The following is a 15968-nucleotide window of genomic DNA, read 5'->3' on the forward strand; positions in this document are numbered from 1 at the left end:
TTGAAATCACTTGGATACCACCTACATACATTTGATAACAATATTATAAAGTAAAAAGGCAGTTGAAAGTTCATTAGATTGAACTTTCAACTGCCTTTAATAAAAATTAGACTTTTTCAGTGCCCTCCATCTAGTCAGGTGGTTCTTTTATAAGGTTCTTTTCACAAACTTTGTGCTGTGAAGGAAAAATATGAATGTATGAACACTGTTATGGCTATAATAGCTTCATCTTTAATAAACTTCTGGTAAGTTATGGACGGATGATAAATCAATTTCACTTGAAGTTAGTTCATTCTCACTTAAGTTAGCTGTAGCGAGGCTTCCACCTTCAATTTCTGCAAGCGCTTTTCGGTAGGAAATCACTCTTCCTTCAGAAGTTAAGAAAGAGATCGCTTCTCCTGCATGGTTTCGGTAGACTCCTGTTAATTGTTCTCCGCTCATTGTATCACTCCTATTCATTAATCTAGTATTCCTTATTTTTCAGGAGTTAAACAATTCTTATGATGATTTCCTAAATTTAAAAGTCTTTTCCCTAGAGTTTCTATCCTGGTTAAACTCGTATTGGTGTCGTTCTTGAACTGCCCATACTCTAACTAATTTATGTGAATACTATAGTTAAACCTTGGTAATTATTGGATGGTAGACAGGAAGATTCGTGGGGCACACCGCCTGTAGAAAGTGAAGTACCTGGAATGGAACCATAGTTAAATCATTCTATATTTTCTTTAAAAAGTAATAATGGTTGAGAAACGAGCCTAAAAAAGACTGTAGTCATTCCGAATTCCATCGAAATTGTCTACAGTCTGAAAAGAGCAGTCTCTATAAGAGAATGCTCTTTTGGCTCTTTCATTTCCACTCAAATGGAGTTTCTTGGTAAACATAGTAGTTCAACCAGTTCGAGAAGAATAAATGTGCATGGGAACGCCAAGTGTTAACCGGTTTTTGTGCTGGGTTATCATCAGGAAAGTAATGGGAAGGAATTGGGACAGTGAGCCCTCTTTCCAAATCTCGAATATATTCTTCGGCTAAAGTATCGGTCTCGTATTCTAAGTGGCCGGTTACCATGATATGTTTCCGGTCTAAAGATTGAACAATAAATGGACCTGCTTCTTTAGAAGAAGCGAGTAATCTTAGTTCAGGTGATTGAAGTATCGCATTTTCCGAGTTGTCTGTATGGCGTGAATGTGGTGCGAAAAAGACATCATCAAAGCCGCGCAGCAACTTTTCTTTGTTATCAAAAATTTGATGGGCATAGATTCCGGAACATTTCTCTGGTAACTCATATTTATCGATCCCATAGTGGTAATAAAGAGCAGCTTGTGCTCCCCAACAAATATGAAGGGTAGAGGTAACATTTGTTTTCGTCCAATCAAAGATAGTTTCTAATTCATTCCAATAACTAACTTCATGGAAAGGAATTAATTCCACCGGTGCCCCAGTAACAATCATACCATCAAACTTTTTGTGCCTAATTTTTTCAAAGGTTGTATAAAACTGTTCCAGATGATATCGGCTAGTGTTTTTAGATTCATAAGTAGCTGTTTTTAAAAAGGTAATATTAACTTGGAGCGGCGTATTGCCAAGTAAACGTAAAAACTGTGCTTCTGCTTTCTCTTTTTCTGGCATTAAATTTAAAATTAAAATATTTAATGGTCGTATATCCTGAGTACTTGCCCTATCTTCATCCATAATAAAAATATTTTCTTCTTCAAGAATCTCCCGTGCTGGAAGGCGCTTGGGAATAGTAATTGGCAATTCAAACCCCCCTTAATCAAAACATTCGTACGATTAATTATAAAGGTACTTACACTTTCTAGCAATTTAAGAATCCTTATTTTTTGGAAAATTGTTTTTTTCACTTGAATTCTAGTAGTGGTACAATGGCCATATCTAATAAGAATAGGTGATAAAGAAATGTTTGATCCAACAGCTTTTGATAACCTTAAAGTAATTGTAGAAGGCGCTATTTACGATCGAGACCTTGAAGGGGAAGTATTAGTCATTGACAGAAAAGATTTAGTCAATTTAGCGAATATGTCTAGAGACTTTCGCATGTCTTTTCGAATGAAGAATGAACAAAGAAATTCAATTTATGCTGAGCTGCAGCTTAAAGCAGATTTAGAAAATCTTGCGGCAGAATTGCTTGAACATAATCAACAGCAGAATCTCTCAGGATGTATCGTTTCAGTCGACTTCGTGTTAAGGCATCGTCATGATGAAAAAATATACAAAGATATAGAGACGAAACTGGAAGAAATTTGGGGTGTTGAAAGGTCGATTGAGCAAGTGATTCAGGTAAACCCTCTGAAAACAGATCCACAAATCAATAATCGAGTTTCAATTCAGTTCAACCGCCTGGTCTTTGAAGACCAAGTAGATGATCTTGTGGAAATGTTGAATTATATCGTTCTTTCTTTACAGGAATTAACACCTCTTATAACGAAATAAAGCATATGATTATACATAAGGGAAGGGGGAAGTATCATGAGGAAAATAGCATGGGTTACAGATGGTACAGCCGTATTGGATGAAGAGCTTCAAAATCATCCGGATTTATACATTGTTCCGTTATCCGTTATTTTAGATGGGGAAGTGTATACAGAAGGGGTAGATTTAACAGCTGAAGAATTATACGCAAAACTGAAGGTATTATCAGAACCTCCAAAAACTTCACAACCTGCCATCGGAGCGTTTAAAGAATTATATGAAAAGCTTGCGGAGGAGTATGATGAGATCATTGCTATTTTACTTTCTCAAAAGCTTAGTGGGACTTTGGACTCAAGTGAACAGGCATCCAAATTGCTTGAAAAGCCTGTAACGAATATTAACTCAAAAATTCTAACCTACCCGCAAACAGCTTTAATAAAAAAAGGGATGACACTTGCTAGAGAAGGGGCATCTGTTCAGGAAATAAAACAGAAATTAGAAGAAATCCGAGACCGGAATGAAACATATGTTTTGATTGGAAGCCTTGAGCAATTGCATCGAAGTGGGCGGATGTCGAGTGCTAAATTTTATTTGGGAAGTTTATTGAAAGTTAAACCAATTATTTCGATTCAAGATGGAGCTCTTGAAGTTACAGAAAAAGCCAGGAGTGAGAAAAAGGCGAAAGAGAAAATTTTTTCTCATTTGAGAGAGGCATATAAACGAAATAAAATTACGGAAGTTTGGCTGTTATACGGATTGTATCCACAAACTGCCAATGAATGGAAACGAGAATTGGAAGCGGAGTTTACAGAAATTCAGTTTAGCTGTTATCCATTAGGAGCCGTCATCGGAGTACATGCGGGGGAAGACACAATCGGGATAAGTTGGTATAATGAATTGCAGTAGGTGCCATTTGATGTGGCGCTTTTTTTTGGCTAAAAAGCGAATGGCTGTATAGCATTTGAAACGTGTTAAAATAACACTAGTAGAAGTAGAGGTGTACCGATGCAGGATCTCATAAAAAAGACAGAAGCGTATGTTCGAGAAATGCTAAAAAACGAAGGTACGGGTCATGACTGGTACCATATTGATAGAGTAAGGAAAAATGCCCTGTTGATTCAGAAGCAAGAAGGGATTGGTGATGTGTTTGTCATTGAAATGGCCGCTTTGCTTCATGATATCCCAGATGAAAAATTAAATATTACGGAAGAAGCAGGTTGGAGGAAGTTAGACACATACATAGATACCTTGGAACTTTCCAGTACCAAAGTCCAACATATAAAAGATTGCATTGAATCGGTATCTTTTAAGGGGGGGAGAGAAACAAATTTACGAACAATCGAAGCGGAAATTGTTCAAGACGCTGATCGTTTAGACGCGATTGGTGCAATCGGAATTGCCCGAACTTTTGCTTTTGGTGGAAAAAAAGCGCAACCCCTTTTTGATCCAGAAATTTCTGTCCGTACAGAGATGACAACGGAAGAATATCGAAATGGAAAAAGTTCCTCAATTCATCATTTTTACGAAAAATTACTAAAGTTAAAAGACTTAATGAATACTGCGTCTGCTCGCCAAATTGCGACCAAACGGCACGAGTACATGGAAGAGTTTTTAAATCAATTTTACAAGGAATGGAATGGTCAAGTTTGAAAATGATCTCGATTGAACAAGTAACGAAGTCTTATGGTGAAAAAGTGTTGTTTCAAGATATTGACTTTACAATTGGTGAACGTGACCGTGTGGGTCTAATAGGAGTGAATGGAACAGGGAAATCTTCTTTACTAAAAATTGTTGCAGGTATCGACCAAGCGGATAAGGGGGAGTTAACTTGTCCTAAAGATTATCAGATTAGTTACCTGGCTCAACAGCCAGACTTAAACCCCGATTTTAGTATATTAGAACAGGTTTTTTATGGAGATGCTCCAATCTTAAAATTGATGAAAGACTATGAGTCCATCATGATAAAATTAGAAAAGGACCCTAATAATGTGTCTGTTCAGGAAGAGTTAATGAACATACAACAACATATGGATCGGGCAGATGCATGGGATGCCAATACGGCAGCAAAAACCATCCTAACGAAACTTGGCATAACCGATTTTGATAAAAAAACATCGGAACTATCTGGTGGACAAAAGAAACGGGTAGCGCTTGCTCAAGTTTTAATTGAAGCACCTGATTTGCTTATTCTTGATGAACCCACCAACCATTTGGATTATGAAACTGTTAAATGGCTTGAAGAATATTTAAGTCGTTATCTTGGAGCTTTATTAATTGTAACACATGATCGGTATTTCCTTGATCGAGTAACCAATCGCATCTTTGAGTTGGATGGGGGATCTCTTTATAGCTATAAGGGGAACTACGCTAGTTTTTTGGAAGCGAAAGCAATTCGCGAAGAAAATGATGCGGCCACCCTAGAGAAGAAAAAAAATCTGTTTCGCAATGAACTAGAATGGATCCGTCGTGGAGCAAAAGCAAGAACGACAAAACAAAAAGCGAGGATTCAACGATTCGAAACATTGGAGACACAAGTTTCGTCGGGAAAGACAACGGACAAACTGGATATATCGTTAAGTGGGAGTCGGTTGGGTAAGCAAGTATTAGAGCTGAAGTCTGCTTCGAAATCTTTTCCGGATCGAAAGATACTAGATAATTTAGATTTGCTTATCAAACCCAAAGATCGCTTAGGAATTATTGGAAGGAACGGGACAGGGAAATCCACATTACTAAATATTCTTGCAGGAAGGATTCCGCTTGACTCGGGAGAATTGGTGACTGGCCAGACGGTGAAAATTGCCTATTATACACAGGAAAATGAGGACCTAGATGAAAATAAACGGATGATTGAGTATTTGAAAGAAACAGCTGAGATTGTCCATACTTCCGATGGGAAAACGATTTCTGCTGCACAAATGCTTGAACGTTTCTTGTTCCCACCATACACACACGGCACCCTGATTCGAAAACTATCTGGGGGGGAAAAACGCCGCTTATATCTATTGAAGCTTTTGATGGAAGAACCAAACGTTCTATTATTAGACGAGCCGACAAACGACCTTGATACCCAAACGTTAACAATACTGGAAGATTACCTTGAAGATTTTCCTGGTGTGGTCATTACTGTTTCACATGACCGTTATTTCCTTGATAAAGTGGTTGATACTTTATTAGTGCTTGAAGGAAACGGAGAGTTATCCTTGTATTTTGGTAATTACACGGATTACTTAGAAAAGCAATCCCAAAGGGAGATGGCACCGACTCAGGAAGCGAAAAAGCAACCGACCGAGTCAAAAGAAAAACCAAAGAAAAAGAAACTATCCTATATGGAAAAGAGAGAATGGGAAGAAATTGAAGGGAAAATTAGTGCAACAGAAACTCGACTAGAAGAAATAACAAAAGAAATGGCTCAAATCGGAAGTGACTTTGAAAAAGGTCAAAGATTAATGACTGAAGAGGTTGAGCTAAATGAACAGCTTGAATCATTAATTGAAAGATGGAGTTATTTATCGGAGTTAGTTGACTGATTATAGATGGCGGCCTTACTAGGCAGAGTCCATGAACATCCTATATGCTTGTGTTAAAATAGGTTTTATCCCGCATTAACTAAAAAAGTCAAAAGCCCGATTAGAAGAATTAATCAGGCTATGCGCGACTAACATTCAGTGGGGAATGAATAAAACCCCATCGTATGAAGTTTCACATTATCTAAAAAACATGTAGGAGTGGGAATATGAAAATTGTATCAATCGAACCAACTCCAAGCCCAAATACTATGAAGGTTAATCTCGACGAAGAACTTCCAATGGGAAAAAGCAATAACTATAAAAAAGATAAGCAAGAAGGTGCACCTGAAGTTGTTCAAAAGATTCTTGAGATTGAAGGGGTAAAAGGAGTGTATCATGTAGCGGACTTTTTAGCAGTCGAACGGAATGCTCGCTTTGACTGGAAAGTGATTTTACCCGAAGTTCGTAAAGCATTTGGCCAAGAGCAATCGAACGAAAGCGGCCATAACCATGAAATTGATGAACACTTTGGTGAAATTAAGGTCCAAGTCCATATGTATAAAGGGGTTCCTGTTCAAATTAAATTAACAGATGGCACAGAAGAAAAACGTTATGCTCTGCCTGAAACGTTTGCTAACGCAGCACTTGAAGTTCAGGGGCCTGACGATAATCTTGTCATGGTACGTCGGTGGAAGGATTATGGTGTACGTTATGGTGAGTGGGATGAAATTGGCTCGGAAATGAAAGAAGAGTTAATGGCAGCTTATCCTCCAGAGAGACTGAAAGCTCTAGTGGAGCAAGCAAAAAATCCTGAACATTATGCAATAGCCAAAGAACGTATACGTATCTCTTTAGAGGAGTTTAATCATCCCGATTGGCGTGTACGCTACCAATTATTAGAGCAAATGCCAGACCCAACTGTAGAGGATTTATCTTTACTTGAAAAGGCATTGGAAGATGAAAAAGCATCGATTCGTAGACTTTCAACTGTTTACTTAGGGATGATTGAGGATGAAGCTGTTCTTCCTTATCTCTATAAAGCATTAAAAGATAAAAGCGTAACCGTAAGGAGAACTGCGGGGGATTGTCTATCAGATCTTGGGTTCCCAGAAGCAATGGAAGCGATGATGGAAGCTTTAGAGGATAGCAGTAAACTTGTCCGTTGGCGTGCTGCGATGTTCTTATATGAAGTAGGAGATGAACGAGCACTTCTTGCTCTAAAAGAAGCAGAAAATGATCCTGAATTTGAAGTTAGCCTCCAGGTTAAACTTGCTATTGCCCGAATTGAACATGGGGAAGAAGCAAAAGGTTCAGTTTGGAAGCAAATGACTGAGGCTAGGAAAAATCAATAAACTTTAAGCCTGTTTCTTTCGAGAAGCAGGCTTTTTGCTAGGCAAAACCAATACATTTCGCAGTTTTCGTTGCCCACTAGCTTTTTGACTTCGACAAAATTAGGATAATTTAAGAAAGCCTATGTTAGAAAACAGCAAATCCTTTAAAATAATGTCAGAATACTAGAGAAAGAATCGATGGAAGTGGGTTTAAAACCTATTAGAAGTTTGTTAAATTGAAAATAATACCAAGTAAGGAACCATCTCCGTAAAAAGAAGTCAAATAAATAGGCGATTACCGCTTGTTAAAGGAGAATTTTATGGCGAAAAGAGAAGTTCTTACGCTTTTATTAGCTGGTGGAAAAGGAACAAGATTAAAAAAACTAACAGAATCAATGGCAAAACCTGCAGTTCCTTTTGGCGGGAAGTACCGAATCATTGATTTTGTCTTAAGTAATTGCCGGAATTCAGGAATGAGTACAGTAGGAATTCTGCTACAATATCAACCTCATACACTCCAAAATTATATTAGTAATGGGGGCACTTGGGAGTTGGACCGTAGAGAATCTGAAATCACTTTTCTCCCCCCATTTCAATGTGATGATATGGATCGCTGGTATGAAGGGACTGCTCATGCGGTTGCCCAAAATCATCAATTCATTGAGTCATATGATCCCGAATTTGTTTTAGTGCTTTCAGCTGATCAAATCTACAAAATGGACTACTCAAAATTAATTCATTTCCATAAACAAAAGGCTGCGGAGGTTACGGTTGCTGTGACTTCTGTCCCTTGGAAGGATGCTTCACGCTTTGGAACCATTCAGATAAATTCTAAAACAAAACGAATCCTCAAATTTGAAGAAAAACCTAACTCTCCTCAAACAAATCTCGTATCGATGGGGATCTATCTTTTCAATTGGCAAGCATTGAAAAATAAAATTTTGCAATTCCAGAATAAAAAAGAAACCTTCCATGACTTTGGTAAGGATATAATCCCTCAAATGCTCGAGTCCCGACACCGAATGTTTGCTTATGAATTTCATGATTACTGGAAAGATATTGGTACAGTTGAAAGTTATTGGGAAGCGAATATGGACTTATTATCTGCAAAAACAAATCCAATTCTGCGACAAAAACATTGGCCAATCTACACAACTGAATATTCTTTACCACCAAGTTATAACGACGAAACCGCTAATATTAGCCAATCAATAATTGGCGAGGGATGTGAAATTTATGGTGATATTCATAAATCCGTTATTTCATATGGATGCACCATAGGGAAGGGTTCGGTTATTAAGAATTCAGTTGTACTACCAAATACTGTTATTCATGAAAATGTCGTATGTGAAAATGTTGTAATATGTGGCAATACGGTGATTGATAGTTATCTAAAGATTAATCAAACATTTAGCAGTGTTCTCTCAATAGATAAAGAAAAAATAAAACACCAATGGTGAATAGAGGATCATTTCATCTTGATTGCATTACTTGGAAAAAGATAGTATGCTAACACTGCAACTAAAAATTGGAGTGATGAATATGTCAATGGCCTATGAAGAATATATGAGACAAATAGTCAAGCCAATGCGTGAGGAACTAGTTCAAGCAGGCTTTAAAGAATTATTAACACCTGAAGAAGTTGAGGGTTATGTAGAAAATGCAACAGGTACAACTTTAGTAGTCGTGAACTCTGTGTGTGGATGTGCGGCTGGATTGGCTAGACCTGCTGCAACGCAGGCACTGCTGCGTTCAGAAAAAAAACCAGATCATTTGGTTACTGTTTTTGCTGGACAGGAAAAAGATGCAACAGCAAAAATGCGCGAGTATTTCACAGGAATTGAACCTTCTTCTCCTTCGATGGCTTTGTTAAAAGGAAAAGAAGTGGTTCATTTTATTCCACGGGATGAGATTGAAGGGAAATCAATGGAAGAAGTAATGGAAAACCTTCAAACTGCTTTTGAGACAAATTGTTAAGAAGTTGAATGTTAAGCAAAGGATGCGATACATCCTTTGCTTTTTCTAATAGAATCTTATTTAACTTTTAAATGCAGGTGTTAATTATGTTGATTACAACAGCTGGTCGTACAGATGAAAAGATGATTGCAAGAGCACAGGAATTAGCTCACAAGTTTAACGCTCGGTATGTTCCAAGGAATAAAAAATCCGTGCTCATGATTATGAATGAATGGAAGAACGATTGTATTGTAGTTGGGAAAAACCGTTTAGAACTCTATCCTTTCGGAGAACAAGGGAATCCTTTTTTCTTCCATCCAAACTCCTCAATGTTTCGGATTAAGCGATTGCAAAAAGGTGAGTGCGATCCTTTTATAGATGCTGCCCGGTTGGAGTCAGGAATGAAGCTATTAGATTGTACCCTTGGGTTAGCTTCTGATAGTATTGTCGCTAGTTACATTGTCGGCTCAACTGGTAGTGTTATTGGGGTAGAGGGAAACCCATTTCTTGCTTATTTAGTAAAAGAAGGGTTACAAAGATGGGATTCAGAGGTAGATGATATAAATCGTGCCATGAGGAGAATCGATGTCATTCATAATCATGCACTAAATGTACTTAAGCAACAACCTAATAATAGTTTCGACTGTGTTTATTTTGATCCAATGTTTGAAGAGACCATCGTTGAATCTGATGGAATAAAAGGATTATCTAAATTTGCCTTGCAAGAAAGTCTCTCAGAAGAGCTGATTAAGGAGGCTCTCCGGGTAGCAAGTAAACGAATAGTTTTAAAAGATCACTTTAGAAGCAAAAGATTCTACCAATTTCCTTTTTCAATTATTAGAAGGAAAACAAGTAAATTTCATTTTGGTGTCATTGAAAAAACCTGAAAAATTTCTTTTCAGGTTTTTTAGGTCATTAATCTGTAGCGGTTAAATAAACAAAATACGCAAGCATACCTAAGCCGATAATTGTAACTGCCCAAGTCATGATAAAATCCCCCTTTACTATTTCTTAAAATTATGTACCAACAATGATGAGTTATACTTAAAAGAGAGATTTTCTTCACTAAAACCAGGTTATCTATTACCTAAAGAAAAAAATGCTGTATAATAAATTTATAAACTATTGATTTTAGAAAATAATAGATATTCCATAATTTCTATTGGCTAACAGAAGGGGGCAAGTTTATGCCACTATGGTTACGGAATTCGCTTGTAGTATTAATTTCGATCATAACATTTGGTTTGGTATCGCCAGCTCAGGCATCGGAACTATTATCACTTGAACCAAAGACGAACCATCAATCTGATACGTATGAAAATGTAACAGTTGAAGAAGAAGTATTTCAAAGCCAATCAGAGGAAGAGTCACGAAGTCTCTTTGTTCAGCGAATGGTGAGGGAAGCGGAACAAAAGTCTCTAGAAAAATTTGGAAACCGGATAGGTCCCGTCATTGAAGATGAATTTCGTCAACTTATTCTTCCGAATATGGAGATTGCAATTGCATCAGTAGCAGAGCAATTTCCACGAGAAGATTTAGAAACTCTTGAAATAACAGAAGTACCCAGTGGCGGTGTTGCTGAAAAGATTTTTCATATTATAAATGCGGAGAACAAAGATATTATTCGTTTCCACGTAAGAAGAGACCACCCACCACTTGAAGGTTATTGGTTTAACTTTCATTATCATACCCATCATGATCAGTTTCAAAAGCATTATGAGTTAGGGTTGATTTATTGGGATAAAAATACCCCTCCTAAATGGAAGAGTTGAGGGTAGTGAAGAGAGCATACATTGCTCTCTTTTTTTTGTTAATGGATAGTAGGAGCCGAGTCCTCAATTCGTTTTGTAATTCCCGAATATAAAAGTAAAAAATCGGCTTAAACACATTTACGCGATTCTTCTTTCAAGCTACTGAGTTCTCTTTATCTGCATGTGTAGAGTGAGTGAAATGATGAGATAGAGGTGAAATAGAATGGTTATAGGTACATAAATACTTGCTGGAATGTAAATGACCATGAACACAAAGAAAATGAGATAGATAATTACATCTAAAAGAATGAAATAACCTGAGGTTGTTACCTGTTGTAACAAGTTTAAATCTTCTGCAGTAGCGTTCCGTTGTTTTAAATGATTTTGTGTCATTGTTTGTTTCACCTACTTTTCTGTGTACTGAACTATATGCAACAGAAGGGGATTTGGTGAGGAATTCGGAAGCCTTCCTTATTCTGTAAGTTTTCTGTCGGACACCGATGTATGAAAAGGATATGTTATAATTTTAATAGTTTAATAACAACGAGAATTTAAGGGGGGCGATATGATGCGTAGACTGAGTCATATTCTCCTAATTACTGTCTTTGCATTAATACTCCCAAGTAGCTTACATGCAAATATTAATGGATTACCGTTAAAAAATCTTCCTAAACAATCTTTGTTATATGATTATTTGGAGATCAATCATATTGATTTGCTCGGAGAAATTATACTATTACCTGAAGAATCATTTGACCATCATGAAGTGGCTGCTATCTTATCCCGTTTCGATGCACTTCCAGAATCTATTTTGAGGAAGGTTATTGAGGAACGGATTTATGTCTCATTATTTAATGGGAAACTAACAGATAATCCGTCCGCCCGGAATTTGAGTGGGATCACTCCAAGGGGGTATAACTTAGGGAAAACATGGGATGAGGTCCCAGGTGTCGGTGGATCAAAAATGGTATTGGTGAAAATCGGAAGCAGTGATCGCGGATCAGGTCATGGTTCGGTAAATCTTGAATTACATGAACTTGCCCATTCCTTGGATCGACATGTGTACAAATTAATACGTGAAGACCCGGAGTTTCTTGGTATTTGGAAAATTGAATCCAAATTATTATTTCCAGGTAGGGATTACTTTTTGAATTTTCCCGAGGAATATTTTGCTGAAACGTTTGCAATGTATTATCTTGGTGGAGAATATCAGCAATTACTAAGAGAGATCGCGCCTCAGACGTATGGATATATTCATAAATTAAAGTGAGTTTGGCGGTAAGCAATTGTTTGCCGTCATTTTTTGGCTGGATTTGCCGGACTTTGTATTCTACAATATAGTAGATGTAATTAAGGTGGGTGATTTGATGAAACAGTATTTAGATTTATGCAAACATGTTTTAGAAAATGGGACAAAAAAGGAAGATCGTACCGGTACCGGAACCATTAGTACATTTGGATATCAGATGAGGTTTAATTTAAAAGAAGGATTTCCAGTTGTCACAACCAAAAAACTTCATCTGAAAAGTATTATTCATGAATTGCTCTGGTTCCTAAATGGTGATACAAATGTCAAATACCTACAAGATAATGGTGTGCGAATTTGGAATGAATGGGCGGATGAAAATGGAGAATTGGGTCCTGTATATGGCCATCAATGGAGATCTTGGCCGACACCGGATGGAAGAAGTATTGATCAAATCTCCAATTTAATTCACCAAATAAAAAATAACCCGGATTCTAGAAGGTTGATTGTCAATGCGTGGAATGTCGCGGACGTCGATAATATGGCACTCCCGCCATGTCACTGTTTGTTTCAATTTTATGTAGCCGATGGGAAACTTTCATGTCAGCTCTATCAAAGATCTGCAGACATTTTCTTAGGTGTACCTTTTAATATTGCTTCCTATGCATTGTTGACAATGATGATTGCACAAGTATGCGATTTGGAGCCTGGTGAATTTATTCATACGCTTGGAGATGCACATATCTACACAAATCATTTGGAACAGGTAGAACTACAATTAACTAGAAATCCGCGAGCTTTGCCGAAAATGAAATTGAATCCTGAAGTTAAAGACATTTTCAGTTTTCGCTTTGAGGATTTCACATTGGAAGATTATGACCCACATCCACATATCAAAGGAGTCGTGAGTGTATGATATCGCTAATTTGGGCAATGGATGAAAAACGGGTTATCGGAAGTTACAATAAACTCCCGTGGCATCTACCTGAGGATTTAAAGTTTTTTAAAAGAGTTACCATGGGACATCCGATTGTTATGGGACGGAAAACATATGAGTCAATCGGCAAACCTCTTCCTGGGCGTGAAAACATCATTATTACACGAGATAGACAATTTAAATGTGAAGGATGCACGGTTTTTCACTCCATTGATGAATTGATAGCATTCACATTAAATAAGGATGAAGAGGTCTTTGTAATTGGTGGAGCGGAAATTTTTAAAGAAGTAATTCAACATGCAGATCGTCTGTACTTGACAATAATTCATCACCAATTTGAAGGAGATACTTACTTTCCTGTCTTCCATATGGATGAATGGGAATTGGATTCACGCCAAATGGGTATTAAAGATGAGAAAAATCCGTATGACTATGAATTCTTACTTTATAAACGAAAACAATGAGGCAGCCACTGTGCTGTCTTTTTTCTTTATCTCGAACCCTTGATTAAACCCTCCTAATTTGAAGTAGCGTGTGGAAAATAAAAATAATGACAATTCGCGCAATAAGTTGTTTATTAGGTATAATGGGATTTGGCAAAAAATGAAGGAGGAATCAAATGCTTCGGTTGTTGTTCGTTTTCTTTTATATGAGTGCATACTTGGTATACAGTATACCTAAGTTAAAAAAAATGCAGGCGCTGCCTGAGGAGATGTCTGTTAGGGACCGTGACTTCCTAATCCATATTACACCTCAAAAATGGTCTAAACAAATTATGAAAATGACGGGTTCTAAAATTAACGTTTTAGGGGAGAATCATTTACCTAACGGCCCTGTTTTATTAGTAAGTAATCACGAGGGAGATTTTGATATCCCTTTACTCCTAGGCTTTATCAAAAAACCCTTTGGCTTTATCTCGAAAGTCGAAGTGAAAAAGGTTCCAATTTTATCGAAGTGGATGGAAATAATGAATTGCGTGTTTTTAGACCGTAGAGACCGACGTCAATCTGTTCGCTCAATTAGGGAAGGGATTAGCCATTTAAAACAGGGACATTCCATTCTAATATTCCCAGAGGGGACTCGTAGTAAAGGTGGGCCGATTGGAGATTTTAAATCCGGTAGTTTTAGATTAGCTAAAGAAGCAAAAGTGGCTATTGTCCCGATCTCTATTCAAGGGACTGCAGATGTGTTTGAGAAGAATAATCGACTGATTAAGCCGGCTACTATTACTCTAACCATATGTAACCCAATTTCTTACGACGAATATAAAGAGAAGGATTTAAGTAGAGTAGCACAGGATGTTAAAGGAATTATACAAACATGTCAAACCTCTAAAAAAGTAGCTTAATTAAATAAAAGAAATAGTACAGAAAATCATTCCTATATCAATTATCAGAATCCCCTAGCACATTTGTTGTGCTAGGGGATCTCTTTTTTTCGGAAGTGAAAATATTTTAAAATTTTCTTCAATTAATGATTTTTCATGATATAATGTACCAATTAATTATTTTATAAAAAGCGAGGGTGCTGTATGGAACAAAAAACAGTGACAAAAAAAATTGTGCAAGTTGAGGATATCTTGATTGCTTATAGGCATCTAAAAGAAATTGTAGCCCATACACCACTACAGAAAAATGAACGGCTTTCTGAAAAATATGGGTGTACGGTTTATTTAAAAAGAGAGGACTTACAGCATGTTCGCTCATTTAAGCTTCGAGGCGCCTATTACTCAATGAAACTATTAGGTGACAATCTTGAAAATGGAGTTGTATGTGCCAGTGCCGGCAACCATGCTCAAGGAGTAGCATTTGCTTGTAGACAGCTAGGAGTGCAAGGGAAAATTTTTGTACCTGCTACAACTCCGCAACAGAAAGTAAAACAAATTGAAATGTTCGGACGTGAATATATCGAAATAATCCTTGCTGGAGATTCTTTTGATGATGCTTACAATGAAGCGGTAAAATGTGCAGAGAAAGAAGAGCGTACGTTTATTCATCCTTTTGATGATGAACAAGTAATCGCTGGTCAAGGGACGGTTGCGGTTGAGGTAGTAAATGATTGTGAGGAACCGATTGACTTCATCCTTGGTAGTATTGGCGGAGGCGGCTTAATGTCAGGTGTAGGCACTTACATAAAAAGTGTTTCTCCGGGGACTAAAGTGATTGGAGTTGAACCGGAGGGAGCCGCATCAATGAAGGCTTCTATTGCCAATGAGGCGGTTTTCCCTCTAAATAATATTGATACCTTTGTTGATGGAGCGGCTGTTAAATGTGTAGGCTCGAAAACATATGAAATTTGTAAAGAGTTGCTTGACGATATTGTGGTTGTTCCAGAAGGAAAGGTTTGTACGTCGATTCTTCAGCTGTATAACGAACATGCAATTGTCGCTGAACCTGCAGGGGCATTACCGTTTGCGGCATTAGATTATATAAAAGATGAAATCAAAGGGAAAACGGTTGTTTGTGTGATTAGTGGAGGCAATAATGATATTAGCCGAATGCAGGAAATTAAGGAACGTTCGCTTCTATTCGAAGGTCTCCTCCATTATTTTATCGTTGATTTCCCACAACGAGCGGGAGCACTAAGGGAATTCCTTGATGATGTTCTTGGTCCACAGGATGACATTACAAGATTTGAATATACGAAAAAGCATAATAAAGAAAGTGGACCAGCTTTAGTGGGTATTGAATTGAAAGATAAAAATGAATATCCTCGTTTGAAAGAAAGCCTGAATCGTAAGGGCTTTTCATACCTTGAGTTAAATAAAGATAATCAATTATTTAATTTACTTGTTTAATAACAATAATAGAGATA

General features: G+C 37.3%; 17 protein-coding genes. 14 read left to right on the forward strand and 3 right to left on the reverse strand.

Annotated features, from left to right (window positions below):
• Positions 1 to 231: 231 nt before the first annotated feature.
• Together M3182_RS23470 and metA are read right to left on the reverse strand one after the other, a co-directional pair.
• Positions 232 to 441, reverse strand: a complete 210-nt coding sequence (locus tag M3182_RS23470) for a hypothetical protein (RefSeq protein WP_251436812.1) — start codon at positions 439 to 441, stop codon at positions 232 to 234.
• 405 nt (positions 442 to 846) lie between these two features.
• Positions 847 to 1755, reverse strand: a complete 909-nt coding sequence (gene metA / locus M3182_RS23475) for a homoserine O-acetyltransferase MetA (protein ID WP_251436810.1) — start codon at positions 1753 to 1755, stop codon at positions 847 to 849.
• Between the two features lie 159 nt (positions 1756 to 1914).
• On the opposite strand from metA, the gene M3182_RS23480 reads away from it, so the two are divergent.
• The 9 genes from M3182_RS23480 (at position 1915) to M3182_RS23520 (ending at position 10992) form a co-directional block, all read left to right on the forward strand.
• A complete protein-coding gene (locus M3182_RS23480) occupies positions 1915 to 2448 on the forward strand; it encodes a hypothetical protein (protein ID WP_251436808.1) in 534 nt (177 codons plus the stop codon).
• 36 nt (positions 2449 to 2484) lie between these two features.
• The gene (locus tag M3182_RS23485) at positions 2485 to 3333 is read left to right on the forward strand and encodes a DegV family protein (protein WP_251560317.1); all 849 of its coding nucleotides are present in this window, start codon (positions 2485 to 2487) and stop codon (positions 3331 to 3333) included.
• A 99-nt stretch (positions 3334 to 3432) separates the two neighbouring features.
• Positions 3433 to 4077, forward strand: a complete 645-nt coding sequence (locus M3182_RS23490; protein ID WP_251436804.1) for an HD domain-containing protein — start codon at positions 3433 to 3435, stop codon at positions 4075 to 4077.
• Positions 4074 to 5954: an ABC-F family ATP-binding cassette domain-containing protein gene (locus M3182_RS23495; RefSeq protein WP_251436802.1), complete on the forward strand. Its 1881-nt coding sequence runs from the start codon at positions 4074 to 4076 to the stop codon at positions 5952 to 5954. The genes M3182_RS23490 and M3182_RS23495 overlap by 4 nt, the downstream gene beginning before the upstream one ends.
• 206 nt (positions 5955 to 6160) lie before the next feature.
• The gene (locus M3182_RS23500; RefSeq protein WP_251436800.1) at positions 6161 to 7285 is read left to right on the forward strand and encodes a conserved virulence factor C family protein; all 1125 of its coding nucleotides are present in this window, start codon (positions 6161 to 6163) and stop codon (positions 7283 to 7285) included.
• Between the two features lie 299 nt (positions 7286 to 7584).
• Positions 7585 to 8724: a glucose-1-phosphate adenylyltransferase gene (locus M3182_RS23505; protein ID WP_251560319.1), complete on the forward strand. Its 1140-nt coding sequence runs from the start codon at positions 7585 to 7587 to the stop codon at positions 8722 to 8724.
• Positions 8725 to 8806: 82 nt separating this feature from the next.
• A complete protein-coding gene (locus M3182_RS23510) occupies positions 8807 to 9241 on the forward strand; it encodes a BrxA/BrxB family bacilliredoxin (protein ID WP_251436796.1) in 435 nt (144 codons plus the stop codon).
• An 86-nt stretch (positions 9242 to 9327) separates the two neighbouring features.
• The gene (locus M3182_RS23515; protein WP_251436793.1) at positions 9328 to 10107 is read left to right on the forward strand and encodes a class I SAM-dependent methyltransferase; all 780 of its coding nucleotides are present in this window, start codon (positions 9328 to 9330) and stop codon (positions 10105 to 10107) included.
• 300 nt (positions 10108 to 10407) lie between these two features.
• Positions 10408 to 10992, forward strand: a complete 585-nt coding sequence (locus M3182_RS23520) for a YpjP family protein (RefSeq protein ID WP_251436791.1) — start codon at positions 10408 to 10410, stop codon at positions 10990 to 10992.
• A 138-nt stretch (positions 10993 to 11130) separates the two neighbouring features.
• On the opposite strand, the gene M3182_RS23525 is transcribed toward M3182_RS23520, so the two are convergent.
• The gene (locus M3182_RS23525; RefSeq protein ID WP_251436789.1) at positions 11131 to 11364 is read right to left on the reverse strand and encodes a hypothetical protein; all 234 of its coding nucleotides are present in this window, start codon (positions 11362 to 11364) and stop codon (positions 11131 to 11133) included.
• Positions 11365 to 11536: 172 nt separating this feature from the next.
• Between M3182_RS23525 and M3182_RS23530 the strand changes: the two genes are divergently transcribed.
• The 5 genes from M3182_RS23530 to ilvA all read left to right on the forward strand — a co-directional run bounded on the left by M3182_RS23530 (position 11537) and on the right by ilvA (position 15951).
• Positions 11537 to 12241 carry an anthrax toxin lethal factor-related metalloendopeptidase gene (locus tag M3182_RS23530; RefSeq protein ID WP_251436787.1) on the forward strand — a complete coding sequence of 235 codons (705 nt, stop codon included), beginning with the start codon at positions 11537 to 11539 and terminating at the stop codon, positions 12239 to 12241.
• Between the two features lie 97 nt (positions 12242 to 12338).
• A complete protein-coding gene (locus M3182_RS23535) occupies positions 12339 to 13133 on the forward strand; it encodes a thymidylate synthase (RefSeq protein ID WP_251436785.1) in 795 nt (264 codons plus the stop codon).
• The gene (locus M3182_RS23540) at positions 13130 to 13618 is read left to right on the forward strand and encodes a dihydrofolate reductase (RefSeq protein ID WP_251436783.1); all 489 of its coding nucleotides are present in this window, start codon (positions 13130 to 13132) and stop codon (positions 13616 to 13618) included. Before M3182_RS23535 ends, M3182_RS23540 begins: the two co-directional genes overlap by 4 nt.
• A gap of 155 nt (positions 13619 to 13773) precedes the next feature.
• The gene (locus M3182_RS23545; protein WP_251436782.1) at positions 13774 to 14502 is read left to right on the forward strand and encodes a lysophospholipid acyltransferase family protein; all 729 of its coding nucleotides are present in this window, start codon (positions 13774 to 13776) and stop codon (positions 14500 to 14502) included.
• A gap of 183 nt (positions 14503 to 14685) precedes the next feature.
• Positions 14686 to 15951: a threonine ammonia-lyase IlvA gene (gene ilvA, locus M3182_RS23550; protein WP_251436779.1), complete on the forward strand. Its 1266-nt coding sequence runs from the start codon at positions 14686 to 14688 to the stop codon at positions 15949 to 15951.
• Positions 15952 to 15968: the final 17 nt, after the last annotated feature.

This window comes from Mesobacillus maritimus (assembly GCF_023715205.1).
Taxonomy (GTDB): domain Bacteria; phylum Bacillota; class Bacilli; order Bacillales; family Cytobacillaceae; genus Mesobacillus_B; species Mesobacillus_B maritimus_C.